The sequence below is a fragment of the Gordonia mangrovi genome (genome assembly GCF_024734075.1).
Taxonomy (GTDB): Bacteria; Actinomycetota; Actinomycetes; order Mycobacteriales; family Mycobacteriaceae; genus Gordonia; species Gordonia mangrovi.
Map to the genome: position 1 here is coordinate 3,461,585 of NZ_CP102850.1, position 18,587 is coordinate 3,480,171.

The following is an 18,587-nucleotide window of genomic DNA, read 5'->3' on the forward strand; positions in this document are numbered from 1 at the left end:
GGCGATGTCGAATGGTGCGATCCGATCGTTGGCCGGCGGTGCGATGGTGCTCGCCGTTGTCGCCATCATCGGTCTGTCCGCGGCAATGTTCACCGGCGCCACCGAGAGAACGTCCACCGTGTTGCTCGTGGCGCCGCGCGCCGGACTCGTGATGGATGTCGATGCCAAGGTGCAGATGCGTGGCGTGACGGTCGGCCGCGTGTCCGATATCGACTACGACCAGCCGGGCACCGCCACGTTGACGCTGGCCATCCACCCCGACGACATGGCGCGCATTCCGGAGAATGTGACGGTCCGCATCGCGGCGCCCACCGTCTTCGGGGCGAAGAGCGTCCAGTTCATCGCGCCGGAAGAACCTGCCGGCCAAGGGCTTCGGGACCGCCAGATGCTGTCCGCACAACACGTTGAGGTCGAGGTCAACACGGTGTTCGGTGAACTGAACGAGGTACTCGGACAGATTCGCCCGGCCGAACTCAATGCGGCTCTGAGTGCGCTGTCCACCGCCCTGTCGGGTCGAGGTGAGCAGTTCGGCCAGATGTTGACCGACCTTCACGGGTTCATGCGTGAGGTGGATCCGGAGCTCCCCGCGCTGCGTGCATTGCTCAGGGACTCACCGCAGATGCTGGACGTCTATGGCGACACCAGTGCCCAACTGCTCGACACCGTTGATCATGCGAGCAACCTCAGCGATACGCTGGTGACCGAGCAGACACGGCTCGACGCCTTCCTGACCAGTGTGATCGGCCTGTCGAACACGGGGGACCGTGTGCTGACCGACAACCGTCGGCCGCTGGCCAGAGCGCTCGAGTTGCTCGTGCCCACAACAGCGTTGACCGACGAGTACAACCAGGCGCTGACATGCTCGCTCAACGGATTCGCCGATCTCGCCGTCTCACCTCCGGCCGATGTTCCGGGGCTGGGACTGTCGGCGAATTTCCTCTGGGGAGCCGAGCCCTACCACGCCCCCGACGACCTGCCCAAGGTCGCGGCAACCGGGGGACCGCAGTGTTCGATGTTGCCGGTGGGATTTCAGGAGAAGCCGCCATATGTGGTGGCCGACACCGGTGCCAACCCGTTCGATCCCAGCCGACAATCGGTGGAACTCAACGTGAAGAGCCTGCAACAAGCCCTGTTCGGCCCGGTCCCCGATGGGACGCCGCGATGAGAAGCGCTATCGATTCGACCGTGGTGAAGTTCTGCGCGTTCACCACGGTCATGCTCCTGGTCGCGGGATTTCTGCTCTTGGTGTTCAGCGACCAACGATCGGGGGACACCACGCGCTACGGCGCAGTGTTCACCGATGCTTCGGGTCTCCGGTCGGGTGACACGGTGCGGATCGCCGGGGTGCGCGTGGGGACGGTCGACGACGTCACGCTTGCAGACGGCCACCGGGTGCACGTCCGGTTCGATGTGGACACCGCCATCGAGGTTCCCCACGATACCGGCGCGGCCGTGCGATATCTGAACCTCGTCGGTGATCGCTACCTCGAGCTGACCGAGGGCACGGCGACATCGAGCATGCCGGCAGGTTCGCAGATACCTGTCTCGCGGACCGAACCTGCGCTCGACCTCGATGTGCTGCTCGGCGGCCTGAAGCCCGTCATCGACGGACTGGAACCGACCCAGGTCAACGCGCTCAGCTCGGCGGTGCTCGATGTTTTGCAGGGGCAGCGGGGTACGGTGCGCACGTTGTTCGAGAACAGCGCATCGTTGTTCACGACTCTCGGCGAGAACGTCGATGTGATGGATCAGCTCATCGACCAACTGTCGCGAGTCATGGCGACGCTGTCGGCCGACCGAGACCGGTTCGGCGACATGATCGACCGGCTCGACACGGTGGTCGGTGAGTTGGCGCGACAGCGTGATCCCATCGGCGCTGCGATCACCGCCCTCGAGACCGGCACAGAGACGGTCGCCAATCTCCTCACCGACGCACGGCCCTCATTGTCTGGCAGCATCGATCAACTGTCCCGGCTGGCACCGGCGATCGACGGCGACCAACCGACGCTGGAACGGGCACTGCAGCGGGCTCCGGGCAACTTCCGGAAGCTGGTGCGAACCGGTACGTACGGCAACTTCATCCAGTACTACGTGTGTGCGGTCACGGTCCGCGTGTCCGATCCTGCCGGCAAGGTCGTCGTGCTGCCGTGGATCGAGCAGCGAAACGGGAGGTGCTCGGACTAGATGCGGAAGTATCGAGGCTCCAGACTGGTCCGGTTCGGCTGTGTCGGATTGGTTCTCATCTTCCTGGTGGTGATGGCGGGACTGAACTTCGCCAGGTTCACCATGTGGCTGACCACCGTGCCGTATCGCGCCGACTTCACCGAGTCCGCCGGCCTGGCGGCGGGCGCACCCGTGTTGGTGTCGGGTGTCCGTGTCGGGGCGGTCTCCGACGTTTCGCTGGTGGACGGCAAGGCGCGCGTGGTGTTCACCGTGGACCAGGACACTCGCGTCGGCGACACCACCTCCGTGCAGATTCGGACCGGCTCGCTGCTCGGGCAACGCATCGTGACCGTCGAACCCTCCGGACAGGGCGTACTCGGTCCCGACGATGTGATCCCCACCGACCGGACATCGTCTCCGTACTCGCTCAACGACGCCGTCAACGAGCTGACCACCAACACGTCCGGGATCGACACGGCGGCGCTCAACACGTCGTTGGACACCTTGTCGGCGACGGTCACCGACGTGGCGCCGGACCTCGGTCCGATGTTCGACGGCCTCGCCGAGATCTCGCGCGGCCTGAACGCACGCAACGGTTCACTGCGCGAACTGCTGGCGACGACCAGTGCGGTGACCGACGTCATCGCGGGGCGGGCGAATCGTGTCAACACGTTGATCCTGAACTCGAATCTGCTCCTCGACGAGCTCGTGCAACGCCGCCGGGCCATCGCGTCGCTGCTGGCGAACACAGCCGCAGTGGCGGACCAATTGACGAAACTCGTTGCCGACAACGAAGAACAGCTGGCACCGACCCTGGACCGGTTGAACTCCGTCGCAGCCATGTTGGAGCGCAACCGGGACAACATCGCCCAGGCGCTCCCGGGGCTCGCGAAGGTGTCGCAGACCCAGGGCGAGGCCGTCTCCGGCGGTCCCTTCTACCAGGCATATGTGGCCAATCTGATCCCCGGGCCGCTGCTGCAACCATTCATCGACCAGGCTTTCGGCATCACTCCCCAGTCGAGGCTTCCGATACCGGGAGCGGGTGGCTGATGACGAATCGACGAAACCTCACGGCCATCGCTGTTGTGGTGCTGGTCGCAGTGGTGCTCGCCGCTGCGGTCACCGTGTACCGCCAGCTCAATCGGCCGACCACGATCACAGCGGATTTCGCCACCACGACCGGAATCTATGTCGGTGACGACGTGCGGGTGGCCGGGGTCGAGGTGGGCACCATCTCCGCGATCGAGCCGCAGGGTGAGACCGTCCGGATGACCATGCGCGTCGACCACGGTGTCCCCATACCAGCCGATGCGCGTGCCATCATCATCGCGCAGAATCTGGTGGCGAACCGTTTCGTGCAGCTGGCACCCGCGTACGCGACCAGTGGTCCGGTGATGGCCGATGGGGCGAACATTCCCCGAGCACGTACCGCAGTCCCGGTCGAGTGGGACGAGGTCAAAGAGCAATTAACCCGTCTGGCCACAGATCTCGGGCCCCGCAGTGGTGTCGAGAGCAGCAGTGTGGGCAGGTTCATCGATGCGACCGGCACGGCACTGGCCGACAACGGCGACACGCTGGGCGATGCTCTCCGTGAACTCGCGCAGGTGGGTCAGACCCTGTCGGAGAACAGCGGCAACATCACCGACACCATCGCCAATCTGCAGACCTTCGTCACCGCGGTCCGCGACAGTGGAACCCAGATCGTACAGTTCGAGAACCGGCTCGCCACGTTGTCCGGGGTCCTCGACGGCAGCAAGTCCGATCTCGATGCTGCGCTGACCAATCTGGCGCAGGCCGTCGGTGACGTCCAGCGTTTCGTCGTCGCGAACCGGGACCGGGCATCCGAGCAGATCCGGCGACTGGCGGCGGTCACCCAGAACCTCGTCGATCACGACGACGATCTCGAACAACTTCTGCATGTGTTCCCGACGAACATGGCCAACTTCTACAACATCTACAACCCGGATACCGGCACGGAGGCCGGGGTGTTCACCGTGAACAACTTCAGCAATCCGGTGCAGTTCATCTGTTCGTCGGTGGCGAGCATCGAGAATCTGACGGCGGCCGAGGGCGCGCGGCGTTGCGCCGAGTACCTGGGCCCGATAGCGCCGATGCTGACGTTCAATTACCTGCCCGTACCGCTGAACCCGGTGCTGGGCCCGACAGCGGATCCCGACAACCTGATCTACACGGAGAACGATCTGCGGCCCGCGCAATCGCCGCGTACGAGCATGCGGACCCGTGATGACCTGCTCCTTCCGGGAAGACAGGAGGGTACGTCATGACGACCGCGCCGAGACGGTCGCGAATTGCGTGGCTCGTGGTCGCGATGTGTTCGATCGCCGTCGTCGGAGCCGGCTGTCAATGGAACGGCGTCAACTCGATGACCCTGCCGGGCACGGTCGGAACCTCGGGTGGCGGATACGACATCACCGTCGAGATCGCGAACATCGGTACCTTGTCGGAGAACTCGCCGGTTTTCATCAACGACGTCGAAGTGGGCAGCGTCGGCTCGATGCGTGTCGAGGGGTGGCACGCAGAAGTCCAGGTCAGGTTGTCCGACGGCACAGCGGTGCCCGCGAACGCGACCGCCACCGTCGGGCAGACCAGCCTGCTGGGCTCGATGCACGTCGCCCTCGACCCGCCACCAGGAGTGGAGCCGAAAGGGCTACTGAGTCCGGGAGCGACGATTCCGCTCGCCCGGTCGTCGTCGTATCCCTCCACCGAGGAAACGCTGGCATCGGTGTCGGCAGTCGTCAACGGCGGCGGCCTCGGGCAGCTCGGTGGCATCATCCGCTCACTCAACGAGGGATTCGGTGGACGCGAGGACGACGTCCGTGAACTGCTCGGCCAGTTGTCGACCTTTGTCGACACACTCGACCGGCAGCGCGGCGACCTCGTCGGACTGCTCGATCAGGCACGTCGGCTGAGCACCTCGTTCGCGGAGCAGGATCAACTGATCAGTAGTGCACTCCACCGGATTCCGGCCGGATTGGCGGTGGTGCAGGATCAGTTGCCGCAGATCACCACGGCCCTGGATCGGCTTCGGGTGTTCGGCAACACCTCGACGAATGTGATCGCCCAGGTCCGCGACGATCTGCTCGCCGACCTCCGGCATCTGGAACCGACGCTGCGGTCCCTGGCCGATGTCGGTCCACGCATCAATTCCGCGCTGGCCTATGCGACCGTCTTCCCCTACGGGCAGGAAGTGATCGACCGGGCCGTTCGGGGCGACTACATCAATTTGCATGCCACCGTCGATCTGACGGTCCCTCGTCTGCAGCGTGAACTGTTGCTGGGCACTGCGCTCGGTGATCCGAATGCGGTGGTGCCCTTCGCACCCGATGATCCCGGGTACAGCCGACAACCCACCCACGATCCGTTGCTCGGTCCGTTGCGAGCTGCGCAGCGAGGTGGCCGATGATCCTGTCCAAGATGGTGAAGATCCAACTGGTGATCTTCACGGTCGTCGCGATCCTCGCCACCTGGTTGATGCTGTTCTCGTACATGCAGGTACAGACGCAATTGGGGGTGGGTCGAATCACCGTGACACTCGATGCGCCGGAGGCCGGTGGGCTGTATCGGTTCGGAAACGTCACCTACCGTGGAGTCGACGTCGGCAAGGTCACCGATGTGCGTCTGACCGACACCGGTGTTCGTGCAACGTTGTCCATCGACAGCGACGAACGGATACCTGCGGATCTGACGGCCGGCATCCGGAGCATGTCGGCTGTGGGTGAACAGTATGTGGACCTGCGGCCCCGGACCGATGACCCGCCCTACCTCCGGGACGGTTCGGTCATCGACTCCGTCGATGTGGAGGTTCCGCAGCCGGTGGCGCCCATGCTGGAGAAGCTCAACGGGCTGGTGACGAGCATCCCGAAGGAACAGCTCTTCGGGCTTGTCGACGAACTCAACAACAGCCTCGGGGGGCGCGGGTACGACCTGCAGACTCTGATCGACTCGTCATCGAAGCTCGCCGCGAGTCTCAACGGTGTGGGAGACGAAGCCGCGACCCTGATGAAGGATGCGGTGCCTCTGGTGGATTCGCAGGTACAGAGTACCGACGCGATCCGGATGTGGACCACGAACCTGGCCGGCTTCACCGGCCAGGTCGTCACGAACACCCCGCAAGTGCGTGAGTTGCTCGCCTCCGGGCCAGGATTCGCCGACGAGGTCACCAAGACGCTGGACTCGGTCGAGCTCACCCTTCCGGTCCTGCTCGCCAACATCACGAGTATCGGACAGCTGGCCGTCACCTACAACGCCGGACTCGAACAGATCCTCGTGCTGCTTCCGCCCGCGATCTCCATGATCCAGGCCGTGCAGCCCAACAGGAACGGCACCAAGTGGGGTCTGGGGGATTTCCGGATCAGCGGTATCTCCGATCCGCCCGCATGCACGGTCGGGTTCCTGCCCCCGTCACAATGGCGCCCGCCGGAGGACACGTCGACCATCGACACGCCGGACGATCTGTACTGCAAGCTACCCCAGAACAGCGACATCGGTGTACGCGGCGTCCGCAACATCCCATGTGCGAACAAACCGGGCAAGCGCGCACCCACCGCGGCGATGTGCAACAGCGACGAGAGGTTCGTTCCGTTGGCCACCCGCCAGCCGGTGGTCGGGCCCTATCCGAAGGACCCCGGTCTGATCCGTCAGGGTGTGGTCTCGCCATCGGCGAACGGGGAGTCGGCAACACCAGGAATCAATCCGACAGTGACTGCCGCGCAATATAATCCGACGACAGGAAGCTACGTCGGCGGGGATGGTCGCGAGTATCGGCAGGCCGACCTGAACAGGCCCGTCGGATCATGGCGGACGATGTTGCCACACTGACTCGGCGCCGGGCCGTGACCGTGTGCCGGGCGCCACCGCGGGTGCCGCGGGGGAGAGCGGGGCGGGCTACACCGGGTCGAATGAGGAGATCAGCCAGTCCCCGTCGACTTGCTGCAGGGTGATCCGAACGCTGCTGGAGGTCAGTTCGGGCTCGGGTTTGTTCTTGCTGGTGGTGGTCTGGTTGATGAAGGCCAATACCTGGGCGTTGTCCTTCGACAACTCCGCTACCGCGGACCGGACAACCTGCGCCTTGGTGACGACGTCGTTCTCGGTCGCGGCCGGTTTGACGACCTTGTCGGTGAACTCCTGGTAGTAGTTCAGGAACTGTCCGGTGAGACTGGATCGTGCCCGCGCGAAGTCGGCGTCGAGCGACTCGGGGGAGTAGGAAAGGACCGACACGGCGCCGTTGTCGGCCGCGGCGAGAACGGCCTGTGTCGCGGCGTCGTCGGTTGCCGCGTCTGCGCGGTGGATGGTGAGGTAGGCGGTGCCGGCGGTCGCCACCGAGGCGACTGCCAGCGCCCCGGCCACACCGATCGCGCCCGGCCGGCGCGGTCGTTCGGGGCGGGAGAGGCGTATCCGCCATGTGGGTTTCGGTTCGGTGTTCCCGGCCGGTGGTGTGTCCGGTGTGGAATCGTCGGGGATCTGGCCGACTTCGAGTACGCCGGTGTCGAGGTCTCCGGCGGGATGCTTCTCGACGTCGTGGTCGTTGTCCTCTGGTGCGCTCATGGTACGAAATCCACCTTCGAGATCTTCTTCGTTCCACCGTCGTCGGTTACGGTCACCCGCAGACGCCATGTGCGGGGTTCTTCTTCCGCGCCCGCCGCGTTGGTGACGTCGGAGCGTGCCGACACCAGCACGACAGCAGAGTCGTCGGACAGGGATTCGACAGCTGACCCGGTGACCTCTCCATTCGTCGTCACCTTCGATTGTTCGATCACCGACGTGAAATCTTCGGCGCGACCGGTGAAGTCATTGCGGAACTCGCCGGTCGACTGGTCCACGATGCGTTGCACGTCGCGTTTCGCGTTCTCGAAGTCGAGCGATGTGATGGCCGTGACCCCGCGTTCGGCCGCGGCGGTGAAATCCGCGGCGAGGGCACGGTCGGCCTCGACCTGGCGGTGATGCCAGCCGATCGCGACCGTCGCGGCCAACGCGGCGACCGTGACCATGCCCATCGCCAGGAGGGCGGCGCCGCGCTTGGTCATCCGCCGCCGCTGTGTGAGGCGGTGTGTCACCACCCCGAGGACGCGGCGCGCGCGGGGAACCCTCCTCGTTGTGGACACTGCGCTCGTTGCGAACTCTGCACCGTCGGCCTTCTCGGTATCGATCGGTTCGTGAACCGACGTTGCTGCCGCATGGTCCAGGTCTGTTTGCGAGTCGGGATCCGGCTCCGCCCGATTCGCCTCGGGATCGTCGGAATCGCATGGGCTGGTGTATGTCCCGGCGATACGGGCAGATCGCAATGAAGCCGCACGGGCCCGCGCCCGCGCTGCATCGGCGCGGGCGCGGGCCGCCGCTGCCTCCGCCTCGGCGGCGAGTGCCTCGGCCTCGGCGAGTTCGAGATCACTGCCGCACTCGGCAACATCGGTTGATGTCGGCACCAGAACCTCCAGGGCGGTCGACTCGTCTCTGAGAGCAACGCTACCACGATCGGAAACAGCGACAAGCAATTGCGAGAATGCTATTCTTGCCCTCGCCGTGCCGGTGGGCACGGTTCGCACGGCGCTCGCGTGACCGCTGACGTGCGCCGACCGTGCGTGGAGCGGAACCGCGACGCGGCGTCGTGTGGACGACGCCGACTGCGTCGCTGAATCGAAGCGATCGCAGCGAGTCCTCGAAGGGAAATGACGATGTCTGTGCAGTCTGTGTTGGACGAGATCAGGAATCTACCGGGTACGGGGGAGGTGATCCCCATCGTCGACCCCGCCACCGAAGAGCAGATCACCGAGTTCACCGATGCCGGCCCCGAAGCGATCGACGCCGCCGTGGCCCGCGCGAAGTCCACCGCCGATGCCCGAACATGGTCTGCGGTACCCGATTACGATCGTGCGAAGGTGCTGTGGAGGGTCGCCGACCTCATCGACGAGAACTCCGGCCTGCTGGCCGAACTGGAGTCGGTCAACGCCGGCATCCCGCCCGGTCAGGCGGAGGTGATCACGAAGGTCGGTTCGGAGTGGTTCCGCTACTACGCCGGCTGGTGCACCAAGATCGACGGGATCGCGCGGGATGTGAATACCGGCGGCCTGACCGGTGTGGAGTCGCATATGCACGCATACACGCTGCGCGAACCGTACGACGTGGTGGGGCTGATCTTCCCCTGGAACGGACCGGTGTTCAATTTCTGCGCCAAGCTTGCACCCGCTCTGGCCGCAGGATGCAGCACCGTCGTCAAACCTGCTGAGGAGACCCCTCTTTCAGCCCTGGTCCTGACCCGTATCCTCGCCGAGGCCGGCGTACCGGAGGGGGTGGTGAACCTGGTCAACGGTTACGGACACACCGCCGGAGCGCAGATCACCGCCCATCCCGACGTGGACAAGGTGGCGTTCACCGGCTCGACCGAGGTGGGCCGGGAGATCGTTCGTGCGTCGGCGTCGAGCAACCTCAACAAGGTCACCCTCGAGCTCGGCGGCAAGTCCCCGGTCATGATCTTCGACGACGCCGACCTGGACACCGCGATCGCGATGGCCGGCTTCGGTTGCTTCCTGCACTCGGGTCAGGTCTGCATGCTCGGATCGCGCATCTTCGCTCAGCGGGGTGTCTATGAGCGTGTCGTGGAAGGCGTTGCCACGATAGCGAACAACCTGCAACTCGGCGGACCCGCCGACGACGGGGCGATGATCGGGCCCTTGATCAGCGAGAAGCAGCTCAATCGCGTGATGGGCTATCTGGAACAGGGGCGATCCGACGGGGTCGAACTCGTGACGGGTGGGCACCGCATCGATCGGAAGGGCTACTTCGTCCATCCCACGGTGGCGACCAAGGTGGACCCTGCCACCAGCAGGTTGTTCCAGGAGGAGATCTTCGGGCCGGTGGTCACGGTCCTCCCGTTCGATGACGAGGACGAGGCCATCGCGCTGGCCAACGACACCGCATACGGCCTTGCCGGCACCATCTGGACCTCGAACCTGGGACGCGCACACCGTCTGGCGAAGCGGGTCAAGGCGGGGACGGTCGGTCTCAACTGTCAGCTGCAGTTCGATCACTCCATGCCCTTCGGCGGGTACAAGCAGTCCGGGTGGGGCTACGAGGCGGGCAAGGCCGGCATCGAGACGTACCTCCAGTCGAAGACGGTGTGGGCGCAGATGTGACGGGAGTCGGCATCGGGTTCGGGTGCCGCCGCGTGCGGCCTCCGACCCGATCTGGCGCCGCGTGGATGGATCGCCGACTGGGTCGATCGTCCATGATCAAATGTGGAGAATCCTGTTCTCAGTTGTGCGCAACAGGGCAAACCGGGTCCGATATGATTGCCCGATGATGTTGATGGACCGGAGTGAAGGTGGCCGGTTGTGACCGTAGGGTCCGAGGAACCCGCATGGAAGCAACGTGCGGTCGAGCGCTCATTGCGAGGCGCCAAGGAGCGGGCGGGCCAGCGGGTCCAGAAGTTCCTCGATGCGGCGCAGGAGATCATCGTGGAGAAGGGGAGTACCGACTTCACGGTGCAGGAGGTGGTCGAACGCTCGAAACAGTCTCTGCGGAGTTTCTATCTCCAGTTCGACGGCAAGCATGAATTGTTGCTGGCGCTCTACGAGGAAGCGGTTGTGCGCATGACGGCGCAGATCCGGGCGGCCACCGAGAATGAGGACGACCCGGTCGAGCAGTTGCGGGTGGCCGTGGAACTGCTCTATGAACTGTGTCAGCCCGACCCGGTTGCCCGCCGGCCGCTCTTCACCGAGTTCGGTACCCAGTTGTTGATTTCCCACCCGGTCGAGATGCGCACTGCCTACACCTCGTTGTTCGGGCTCTTCACCGAATTGCTCGAGCGCGCAGGCCAGGCGGGTCGTCTACGGGGAGACGCCGATCCTCGTCGCGTCGCCTCCATGATGATGCAGTCGATCATGTTCATCGCGCAGCCGGCCAGCGCCGACATGTTGCCGACGCCGATCACTGCCGAGGAGGTGTGGGACTTCTGCGCGCACGGTGTTGCCCGGTGAGTTCTAGCCCGCGGGTACGAGATCGGCGACCAGGTCGGCGTCAGCGAGGTTGACGCTGCGAAATGTCTCGTGGCGGCACACCATCAGAGGATGATCGCCGCAGGCAGCCAGGGCTTGCGTCTTGAATGCGCGGGCGGCCACGCTCAGCCGGTGAGAAACCGGAACACTTGCCGTGGAATCGATTCCGAAGCCATCCTCGCCCCACATGGTGACCTCTGTCTCGTTGCGCGCGGCAGACGCCACGACCTTCGCGACTTCACCGTTACGTCGGCAGAAGTCGACCGACGTGGCGATTGCCGGTCGACAGGCGCGGAGGCGATGACCGGTGATGTCGAGCACCGTGGGCGCTGCGCCCAGAATTCGGACAGGGCGAGGGTCCGCGCCGAGCGGTAGGGCGATGTTGACCTCCCAACCTGCTGTCACCCGGTCGTAGATCCAACCCCCGGCGTGCAGTACCAGGTCGCCCACGCTGTCGCTGATGATGTCGAGCTGATATTTCATGCTTGCTCCCCTGAAGTGAAATCGATCTCGAGGCATCGGACGTACTCGTCGAAGATGTCCATCAACGGGATTTCCGGATCCAGCAGCCATGACATCTCGACCCCGTTGATGAACGCGACGATCTCCATGGCGCGAAGACGTGCGTTGATTCCGGCCCGGTATGTGCCGATTCGCTGATTGTGTTCGATCACGTCATGGACGATGTCAACTGCGGTGTACCAGCGTTGCAGGAGCCGATCGTGCAGCGGTGCATCGGGAGCCAGATTCTCAACCAACAGCACCGTGAACGTGCCTACCAGTTCGGGCGAGCGCTGGATGCGTTCGGCCACGCGGCGAATCTGCACGAAGAGGTCGCCGTTGAGATCTGCCTCCTCGAGATCAGCATGATCACGCGCGTCGATAACCGCATGCAGCAGTTGTTCTTTGGACTCGAAATGGTGCAGGAGTCCCGCTGCGGTCATGCCTGCGTCCGCGGCGATCTGGGCCAGCGTCGTGCTCCGCCAGCCTTGGCGTGCGAGCCGCCGCGCAGCGTGATCCAGGATGCGCTGCCGGCGTTCTTCGCCCTTCGCGAGAAGGGTGGCGTAGGGGCGGGTGTCTGCCACGTCGAAGCTCCTGTCAAACCTAGTGAACGTACAGTAGGTTGGTTTGCCCCTGTGTGACAAGGGTCTCAGCAAAATTGGTGTTGGGCTTCCGCTGAGTGGGACTCGACGTTGTCTGCCGACTACTCGCCGGCACGCACGTCGGAGAGGAAGCGGGACGCGAACGCGAAGATGAGGCTGCTCGGGTCAATCGGTCAGATCGAGCGCGGCTCGGATGATCGAATCCTCGTCGATGCCGTGCAGTCGGTACACCTCGTCGAGGGCTCCGGATTGACCGAATGATGTGACACCCAGAGCGATCGATTCGACGCGGTTGATCGTCGGGACGAAGCCCAGGGTGTGCGGATGACCGTCCAGGACGGTGACCATCGGTGTGGCGCGATCGGCGGGGAACACCTGATCCAGGATCCACGTGGGTCCATCGCCCTGTCCGCGACGGGACTGCAGGGCCTCGAACACCAGACCGGGACTGGTGATCACCACGACATCACACGCGATGTCCATCTGGGCCAATCGATCTGCGGCAGCCAACGCGTCGGTCACCATGGCGCCGACGGCGACGATGGTCACCACCGGGGCTGCCGCACGTCGCAGGGGATAGGCGCCCGCGACGACCTGCCGCCGTCGCCGCTCCCGCGCGGCCGGGTCGGTCGGCACGGCGGCCAGCTTCTGTTCGACGGGCCGGGTCGACAGCCGTAGGTAGGCGGATCGTCCGCCCGGCTTTCCCATGTGCGCCAGGCAATCCAGCAGTGTCCACTCGACGTCGAGCGCGAACGCCGGTTCGTAGCTCACACAGCCGGGCTGTTCGAGTCCGATGGATGGGGTCTTGATCGATTGGTGCGCACCGCCTTCGGGAGCCAGGGAGACCCCGGCAGGGGTGCCGACGAGGATGGACTGCCCGCCGGCGTAGATCCCGAATGACCATGGCTCCAGGGCCCGTTCGACGAAGGGGTCGTAGAGCACCCCGATCGGCAGCAGCGGCTGACCCCACCGACTCCAGGTGGCGCCGAGTTCGCCGATCAGTCCGACGAGATTGGTCTCGGCGATCCCGAGTTCCATGTGCTGCCCGGTGGGCCGCTCCCGCCAGTGCATGATCGTCTCGCGGTCGTCGTCGAACCAGTCGCGACGTTCTGTCGGCGACCACACGCCCACCTTGTTCAACCAGCCGGCCAGATTCGTCGACGACGTGACATCGGGGCTCACCGTGATCACCCGGCGCGCGACGTCGGGCGCCTCCCGGGTCAGGTCGAGCAGGGTCCGGCCTAGTGCGGCCTGGGTGGTGGAGATCGCCGTCGGCACCCTGGTGAGGTCGGTGGGCACCGCGAGACCCACCGGTGCCGGAACCGGCTCGCGGGTCAGCCGGGCGACGGTTGCCGCGCACACCTCGCCGGCCGGGGAGTGCGCATCGAACCGGTGCCACGGGCGAGTCGGGTCCTCGCCCAGTTCGTCGGCGAGACCGGCGAACTGCTCCTCGGTGAGCAGCGTCGAATGATTCTGCGGATGCCCCTGCGTCGGCAGTCCGTAGCCCTTGATGGTGTACGCGAGGATGACGGTGGGCCGGGTGTCGTCGATCTCGGCGAATGCCGCGCGTAACGCACCCAGGTCGTGGCCGCCGAGGTTGCGGATGGCGGCGTGCAGGGTGGCATCGTCGAGATCGGCGAGCAGCGCTGAGATGGCTCGGGCTTCCGGTCCGGCACCGGGCAGCCGCGACCGGATCTCGTCGTCGCGGCACCGCAACAACCGCTGGTACTCCGCATTCGGCATCTCGGTGATCCGGGTACGCAGCGCATTGCCGCCGGTCCGGGCGAACAGTTTCTGCAGCAGGTGACCCCATTTGACCGTGATCACCTGCCAGCCGGCCGCGGCGAACATCGACGCCAACCGCCCGGCCGCGATGTTGGGCACCACTCGGTCCAGCGACTGACGATTCAGGTCGACGATCCAGACGATCTCGCCGAGTTCGGGGACCGCTGGGTCGAGGATGGCCTCCCACACCGCACCCTCGTCGAGTTCGGCATCGCCGACCAGTGAGTACTGCCGACCGGTGCCGGCGGTGCCGAACGCCGTGCTCACGTAGCGTCGTGCCATCGCTCCCCAGATGGGGGCGGTGGCGCCGATGCCGACCGAGCCGGTCGAGTAGTCGACGGTGTCGGGATCCTTCGTGCGGCTCGGGTAGCTCTGCAGACCGCCGAGTTCCCGCAGCCGCGGCAGGTGGTCCGCATCGAGCTCCCCGAGCAGGTAGTTGATCGCGTGCAGTACCGGCGCCGCGTGCGGCTTCACCGAGACCCGATCACCCGAACGTAACTGGGAGAACCAGAGTTCGGTCATGATCGAGACCATCGACGCGCACGATGCCTGATGCCCGCCGACCTTCAGTCCGGACGGATTGGGTCGCACTCGATTTGCGTGGTGCACGATCGCCGTGGAGGTCCACAGCACCCGGCGCGAGATCTCGTCGAGGACCTCGTCAGCATCGCGGCCGACCTCGCCGTCCGGACGGGGCGTGAACGTCGTCATCATCGTCCTCCTTGCACCCACGCTGAGCAGATCGCTTCTGAGTCTGCGCGCGGTCTGGCAGAGTGTGCAAGACACCAACGACAGAATGCGCAGATTGCGCAGCAATCGAGTTGATGGCGCAGACAGGATGGTCACGATGCGCAAGCAGTTGAGGTTCGACGCGACCGACCGTGGCATCCTGCGGGCGCTGATCCGCGCGCCGCGCGCCACGACGAGTGCGCTCGCCGAACGAACCGGCCTGTCGCGCAACACCGTCCAGTCCCGCCTGACCCGGTGGGAGGGCGCCGAGGTACTGCACGGGTTCGATCGTCGCATCGACACCGAGGCGCTGGGCTACTCGATCACCGCCTATGTGTTCACCGAGGTGACCCAGCGGAGGCTGGCGGAGGTGTCGGCGGCGCTGGAACGAATACCCGAGGTGGTCGAGGTCCTCGGGCTCAGCGGCGCCACCGACCTGCTGGTGCAGGTGGTGGCCCGGGACGCGGACGATCTCTACCGTGTCGCCGGGCTCATCCTCGACATCGACGGTGTGCAGCGGAGCACGACGGCGCTGCGCATGCGGACTCTCGTCGGGTACCGCCTCGACCAACTGCTGGATTGACCTGGCGGCCGGAGCCCCGCGTTCCGGACGGCTGAACGTGGCCGTCTGCGGTCGCGGGTCGCCTCGGTTCGCGCGGGCAGTCGACCACCCGCGCTCTCCGAGTCGACCCGCGTGGTCGCGGCCGACCCGCGGCAGCACAACCGCGCTGCCGTCAGCCCTCCCAGCCGGCCGGCGGATGCCCGAGACAGAACACTGCGCCGAACGGGTCGGTGACGGCGGCGAGCGTCCCGTAGGGCGTTTCCTCACCGGCCATCATCACCCCACCGCCGAGCGCCTCGACATGTTTCACGGTCGCCGCGACGTCGTCGACGGTGACGTAGACCTGCCAGAACGACGGCACCTCGGCGGGAAACAGCTTGGCCGCGTCCATGATCCCCGAGTATGAGCTCTCGCCGAGGAAGACCTGGCCGTAGTGGTCGGGCCCGACCGCATCGGGGTCGCCGCCGGTCCCGACCTCCTCGATGCGCGCGCCGAGTACCTCGGTGTAGAACGCGACCGACTTCGCGTAGTCCTTGCTCTGGCACTCGAACCAGTACGGGGTGCCGTGGGTTCCCCATTCCAGGAAGCCCGGATGGGTGCCCGGCTTCCACCACCCGATGACCGCACCCGCCGGATCGGTGGCAACCATCATCGTGCCCATCTCGCCGACATCCATCGGCGGCACCATCATCGAGCCGCCGGCCTTCTCGACCGCGGTGACGGTGGCGGCCGGGTCCGCAGTGTGCAGATACACCGACCACACGTCCGACGGGCCGTTCGGATCCATCACCGGCCCGCACCCTGCGATACGTTTGCCGTTCTTGACGAAGTTGCGGTACCCGCCGAATTCGGCGTCGGGCTCCTCGGCTTCCCACCCGAAGATGTCGCCGTAGAACTCGGCGGCCTTGTCGGGCTCACTGCTCATCAGGTCGAACCAGATCGGTGCGCCGATCGGCGCCGAGTAGTCGCTCATCATGCATCCTTTCGCGGATTCGGGATCGAACACCATTGCTGACCTCAAGCGTGGCCGAAAGTCATCGCAGGCACGCCGGAATGTGGCATGCCGATGAAAAACAGTCGGCCAACCGGTCGATACCCCTGAGTGAACCCACGCGAGGAGGCCGCCATGCCCATCGACACCACCTACGCCCGGCAGATCTCGGCTGCCGCCGACGAGATGCTCACGATGGCCGCCGCCGTCACCGACGGCATGCTGACCCGACCGAGTCCCTGTACCGACATGGACCTCGCCACCCTGCTCGGCCACATCGACGGGTTGTCTCAGGCGTTCGCCGCGGCCGCCCACAAGGACTTCGGCCCGATGACCTCCACCCCGCCCGACCCGACACGCAGTGAACTGTCGCCCGGCTGGTCCGTTGCGTTGCGCTGTCATGTGCGCGAACTGGCCGACGCCTGGCAGGCTCCGGATGCCTGGGAGGGGATGACACAGGCCGGTGGTGTGGACGCCCCGGCCGAGGTCATGGGCACCATCGCACTGTCGGAACTGGTGCTACACGGCTGGGATGTGGCCCGCACCATCGGCGTCGACTACACCCTCGACGACGATGTCCTCGAAGTGGTCTACGACTTCCACCATCCGCCGGGTCCGCAGAGCGAGCGTGAGGGCATGTTCGGTCCCGTCGTCGAGGTCCCCGCCGACGCCCGACTCGTCGACCGACTTGCCGGCCTGACCGGCCGTGACCCGTTCTGGCCGCATGGCACCCTGGAGGAATGAGCGACGGAGCCGAACGGGCGAGAGCGACGATCCGGCGGTTCACCTGGCCGATCGCCGCACTCGGCGGTCTGCTGCTGATCGGTTTCAGTCTCGTTGCCTGGGGCGTCTCCGACGAGGGGGTGCAGCCCTCGATCACCGGGCTCGGCCGGGTGCGGGTGCCCGGCGCCACCGCTGAGGATGTGGCGTTCCTCGAGGAACACACCATGCGGCCCGGGCTGTGGACGGTGATGTTCGGGTCGATGGTCACGGTGGTCTCGGTGCTCGCGTGGTGGCGTCCGCGATTGCGGTGGCCCGCGGTGCTGATCGTCGGCTTGAGCGCGATCGGTGCACTGGCAGTGACGATTCCGACGTTGGCCGACCCTGGTGCCCACCTGTTCGATCAGCAGGTGCAGGATGCCGTGCGCGTGGAATCACCGCTGATCGACGTCGGCTACGGGCTGCTCGGCACGCTGATCGTCGGCATCGCGCTCATTGGTTTGGTGGTGGCCGCCGCCCTCACCCCAGCCGACGGATCGTCTTGATGTGCGACCAGTGGTTCAGCGGGGTGAACCCGATCGGGGCTCCGTTCGGCCCGTAGGCGTTGAACACCTGACCGAAGCCGGCGTAGATGCCGATATGGCTGGCGTCGCGATAGAAGACGATGAGGTCGCCCGGGGCCAGCGCGGACAGCGGGATCGAGTGGCCGACCCGGGCCTGCTCCTGGCTGGTCCGGGGCAGCCGGATACCGGCGGTGGAGAACGCCCACTGCATGAGCCCCGAGCAATCCCACGACCACGGGCCCGTCCCGCCCCACTCATATGGTCGCCCGAGTTGGGTCATCGCGGCCGTGAGTGCCTGCATTCCCGCAGGTGTCGGGATCGGGAGGTAGATCTCGACGGACCCCGACGAGCCCGAGGAGCCGGTGTCGGCGGCGACTTCGGCCGCGGTCCCGACTCCGACACCGGTCGCCAGGCCGAGCGCGCACAGCACGCCGACCAGCCGACACCGGATGTTCTGCATGACATCTACAGTGACGGATGTTCTTCCAATTGTCTCAACCTTTGATTGAGATTGTTGAAGAATTCAGCTCTCGCGCCCCCGTCACGGCAGCTGACCCCTCGTCACCAGTAGCCATCCGGATCCGACTCGGGCGACTCCGGCGGGATGATCCCCTCGGCGACACCGTGATCGATACTCGCCGACAGCCGCGGGCAGGTCGGCATCATCGCGCCCGGCAGCAGTGCCCTACCGGCATCGTCGGATCGCTCGAGTTCATTGCATCGCGCCCGTGCATCGGTGGTCCACTGCACGCTGGTGTGGTGGGCGCTGGTCTTCTTGACGAACACGCACGCATGGCACGATCGGCACTCGATCGCGTGCATCCCGCCGTGTAGATAGTGCTCGCGGTCGCGTGCGGTCGCGGCGTGCACGACAGCCAGGCGCTCGGGATCACCCTGGTAGTCGGGGGCCTTCGCCCAGCCGTGACCCCCCGAAGCGACCTCGCGCGCGGCTGCCCGTGACAT

At 65.7% G+C, this 18,587-nt stretch carries 19 protein-coding genes; 11 read left to right on the top strand and 8 right to left on the bottom strand.

Annotation, left to right across the window (positions count from 1 at the left end; translation table 11 throughout):
- Positions 1–4 precede the first annotated feature (4 nt).
- The 6 genes from NWF22_RS15655 to NWF22_RS15680 are packed head-to-tail and all read left to right on the top strand — an operon-like array spanning position 5 to position 7,002.
- On the top strand, positions 5–1,165 hold the full coding sequence (locus tag NWF22_RS15655) for an MCE family protein (protein ID WP_160903488.1): 1,161 nt from the start codon (positions 5–7) through the stop codon (positions 1,163–1,165).
- Positions 1,162–2,184, top strand: coding sequence for an MCE family protein (locus NWF22_RS15660; protein ID WP_160903487.1), 1,023 nt, complete (start codon positions 1,162–1,164; stop codon positions 2,182–2,184). The genes NWF22_RS15655 and NWF22_RS15660 overlap by 4 nt, the downstream gene beginning before the upstream one ends.
- Positions 2,185–3,213 (top strand): MCE family protein, encoded by a 1,029-nt coding sequence (locus NWF22_RS15665; protein WP_160903486.1) that lies wholly within the window; start codon positions 2,185–2,187, stop codon positions 3,211–3,213.
- Positions 3,213–4,448: an MCE family protein gene (locus NWF22_RS15670; protein WP_160903485.1), complete on the top strand. Its 1,236-nt coding sequence runs from the start codon at positions 3,213–3,215 to the stop codon at positions 4,446–4,448. Before NWF22_RS15665 ends, NWF22_RS15670 begins: the two co-directional genes overlap by 1 nt.
- A complete protein-coding gene (locus tag NWF22_RS15675) occupies positions 4,445–5,587 on the top strand; it encodes an MCE family protein (RefSeq protein WP_160903484.1) in 1,143 nt (380 codons plus the stop codon). The genes NWF22_RS15670 and NWF22_RS15675 overlap by 4 nt, the downstream gene beginning before the upstream one ends.
- The gene (locus NWF22_RS15680) at positions 5,584–7,002 is read left to right on the top strand and encodes an MCE family protein (RefSeq protein ID WP_202398892.1); all 1,419 of its coding nucleotides are present in this window, start codon (positions 5,584–5,586) and stop codon (positions 7,000–7,002) included. The genes NWF22_RS15675 and NWF22_RS15680 overlap by 4 nt, the downstream gene beginning before the upstream one ends.
- A 66-nt stretch (positions 7,003–7,068) precedes the next feature.
- Here the strand turns inward: NWF22_RS15680 and NWF22_RS15685 are convergent, their stop codons facing one another.
- Both NWF22_RS15685 and NWF22_RS15690 read right to left on the bottom strand, forming a co-directional pair.
- Positions 7,069–7,728, bottom strand: a complete 660-nt coding sequence (locus NWF22_RS15685) for an Rv1363c family protein (protein WP_160903483.1) — start codon at positions 7,726–7,728, stop codon at positions 7,069–7,071.
- On the bottom strand, positions 7,725–8,603 hold the full coding sequence (locus tag NWF22_RS15690; protein ID WP_160903482.1) for an Rv1363c family protein: 879 nt from the start codon (positions 8,601–8,603) through the stop codon (positions 7,725–7,727). Before NWF22_RS15690 ends, NWF22_RS15685 begins: the two co-directional genes overlap by 4 nt.
- A 249-nt stretch (positions 8,604–8,852) precedes the next feature.
- Here NWF22_RS15690 and NWF22_RS15695 point away from each other — a divergent pair, with 249 nt between their 5' ends.
- A complete protein-coding gene (locus tag NWF22_RS15695; RefSeq protein WP_160903481.1) occupies positions 8,853–10,310 on the top strand; it encodes an aldehyde dehydrogenase family protein in 1,458 nt (485 codons plus the stop codon).
- Positions 10,311–10,508: 198 nt separating this feature from the next.
- Positions 10,509–11,153, top strand: a complete 645-nt coding sequence (locus NWF22_RS15700; RefSeq protein ID WP_160903480.1) for a TetR/AcrR family transcriptional regulator — start codon at positions 10,509–10,511, stop codon at positions 11,151–11,153.
- A 3-nt stretch (positions 11,154–11,156) separates the two neighbouring features.
- Here the strand turns inward: NWF22_RS15700 and NWF22_RS15705 are convergent, their stop codons facing one another.
- The 3 genes from NWF22_RS15705 to NWF22_RS15715 form a co-directional block, all read right to left on the bottom strand.
- Entirely contained in the window at positions 11,157–11,654 is a 498-nt protein-coding gene (locus NWF22_RS15705; RefSeq protein WP_160903479.1) for a hypothetical protein, read from the bottom strand.
- Complete coding sequence (locus NWF22_RS15710) at positions 11,651–12,256, bottom strand: TetR/AcrR family transcriptional regulator (protein WP_160903478.1); 606 nt, start codon at positions 12,254–12,256, stop codon at positions 11,651–11,653. Before NWF22_RS15710 ends, NWF22_RS15705 begins: the two co-directional genes overlap by 4 nt.
- A gap of 183 nt (positions 12,257–12,439) precedes the next feature.
- A complete protein-coding gene (locus NWF22_RS15715; RefSeq protein WP_160903713.1) occupies positions 12,440–14,770 on the bottom strand; it encodes a thiamine pyrophosphate-binding protein in 2,331 nt (776 codons plus the stop codon).
- A gap of 136 nt (positions 14,771–14,906) precedes the next feature.
- On the opposite strand from NWF22_RS15715, the gene NWF22_RS15720 reads away from it, so the two are divergent.
- The gene (locus NWF22_RS15720) at positions 14,907–15,371 is read left to right on the top strand and encodes an Lrp/AsnC family transcriptional regulator (RefSeq protein WP_160903477.1); all 465 of its coding nucleotides are present in this window, start codon (positions 14,907–14,909) and stop codon (positions 15,369–15,371) included.
- Positions 15,372–15,522: 151 nt separating this feature from the next.
- On the opposite strand, the gene NWF22_RS15725 is transcribed toward NWF22_RS15720, so the two are convergent.
- Entirely contained in the window at positions 15,523–16,323 is an 801-nt protein-coding gene (locus tag NWF22_RS15725) for a VOC family protein (protein ID WP_160903712.1), read from the bottom strand.
- A gap of 153 nt (positions 16,324–16,476) precedes the next feature.
- Here NWF22_RS15725 and NWF22_RS15730 point away from each other — a divergent pair, with 153 nt between their 5' ends.
- Positions 16,477–17,085, top strand: coding sequence for a TIGR03086 family metal-binding protein (locus tag NWF22_RS15730; RefSeq protein ID WP_160903476.1), 609 nt, complete (start codon positions 16,477–16,479; stop codon positions 17,083–17,085).
- Positions 17,082–17,606, top strand: coding sequence for a hypothetical protein (locus NWF22_RS15735; RefSeq protein WP_160903475.1), 525 nt, complete (start codon positions 17,082–17,084; stop codon positions 17,604–17,606). Before NWF22_RS15730 ends, NWF22_RS15735 begins: the two co-directional genes overlap by 4 nt.
- Here the strand turns inward: NWF22_RS15735 and NWF22_RS15740 are convergent.
- Positions 17,581–18,084 (bottom strand): C40 family peptidase, encoded by a 504-nt coding sequence (locus NWF22_RS15740; protein WP_160903474.1) that lies wholly within the window; start codon positions 18,082–18,084, stop codon positions 17,581–17,583. The genes NWF22_RS15735 and NWF22_RS15740 overlap by 26 nt on opposite strands.
- Before the next feature lie 101 nt (positions 18,085–18,185).
- Positions 18,186–18,587 carry a hypothetical protein gene (locus NWF22_RS15745; RefSeq protein WP_160903473.1) on the bottom strand — a complete coding sequence of 134 codons (402 nt, stop codon included), beginning with the start codon at positions 18,585–18,587 and terminating at the stop codon, positions 18,186–18,188.

Excerpts from the sequence above, each read along its gene's own strand:
- NWF22_RS15705 (WP_160903479.1), bottom strand. The coding sequence starts at position 11,654 with ATGAAATATCAGCTCGACATCATCAGCGACAGCGTGGGCGACCTGGTA.
- NWF22_RS15745 (WP_160903473.1), bottom strand. The coding sequence starts at position 18,587 with ATGTCACGGGCAGCCGCGCGCGAGGTCGCTTCGGGGGGTCACGGCTGG.
- NWF22_RS15725 (WP_160903712.1), bottom strand. The coding sequence starts at position 16,323 with ATGAGCGACTACTCGGCGCCGATCGGCGCACCGATCTGGTTCGACCTG.
- NWF22_RS15720 (WP_160903477.1), top strand. The coding sequence starts at position 14,907 with ATGCGCAAGCAGTTGAGGTTCGACGCGACCGACCGTGGCATCCTGCGG.
- NWF22_RS15740 (WP_160903474.1), bottom strand. The coding sequence starts at position 18,084 with ATGCAGAACATCCGGTGTCGGCTGGTCGGCGTGCTGTGCGCGCTCGGC.
- NWF22_RS15680 (WP_202398892.1), top strand. The coding sequence starts at position 5,584 with ATGATCCTGTCCAAGATGGTGAAGATCCAACTGGTGATCTTCACGGTC.
- NWF22_RS15655 (WP_160903488.1), top strand. The coding sequence starts at position 5 with ATGTCGAATGGTGCGATCCGATCGTTGGCCGGCGGTGCGATGGTGCTC.
- NWF22_RS15715 (WP_160903713.1), bottom strand. The coding sequence starts at position 14,770 with ATGACGACGTTCACGCCCCGTCCGGACGGCGAGGTCGGCCGCGATGCT.
- NWF22_RS15735 (WP_160903475.1), top strand. The coding sequence starts at position 17,082 with ATGAGCGACGGAGCCGAACGGGCGAGAGCGACGATCCGGCGGTTCACC.
- NWF22_RS15685 (WP_160903483.1), bottom strand. The coding sequence starts at position 7,728 with ATGAGCGCACCAGAGGACAACGACCACGACGTCGAGAAGCATCCCGCC.
- NWF22_RS15675 (WP_160903484.1), top strand. The coding sequence starts at position 4,445 with ATGACGACCGCGCCGAGACGGTCGCGAATTGCGTGGCTCGTGGTCGCG.
- NWF22_RS15695 (WP_160903481.1), top strand. The coding sequence starts at position 8,853 with ATGTCTGTGCAGTCTGTGTTGGACGAGATCAGGAATCTACCGGGTACG.
- NWF22_RS15670 (WP_160903485.1), top strand. The coding sequence starts at position 3,213 with ATGACGAATCGACGAAACCTCACGGCCATCGCTGTTGTGGTGCTGGTC.
- NWF22_RS15660 (WP_160903487.1), top strand. The coding sequence starts at position 1,162 with ATGAGAAGCGCTATCGATTCGACCGTGGTGAAGTTCTGCGCGTTCACC.
- NWF22_RS15730 (WP_160903476.1), top strand. The coding sequence starts at position 16,477 with ATGCCCATCGACACCACCTACGCCCGGCAGATCTCGGCTGCCGCCGAC.
- NWF22_RS15665 (WP_160903486.1), top strand. The coding sequence starts at position 2,185 with ATGCGGAAGTATCGAGGCTCCAGACTGGTCCGGTTCGGCTGTGTCGGA.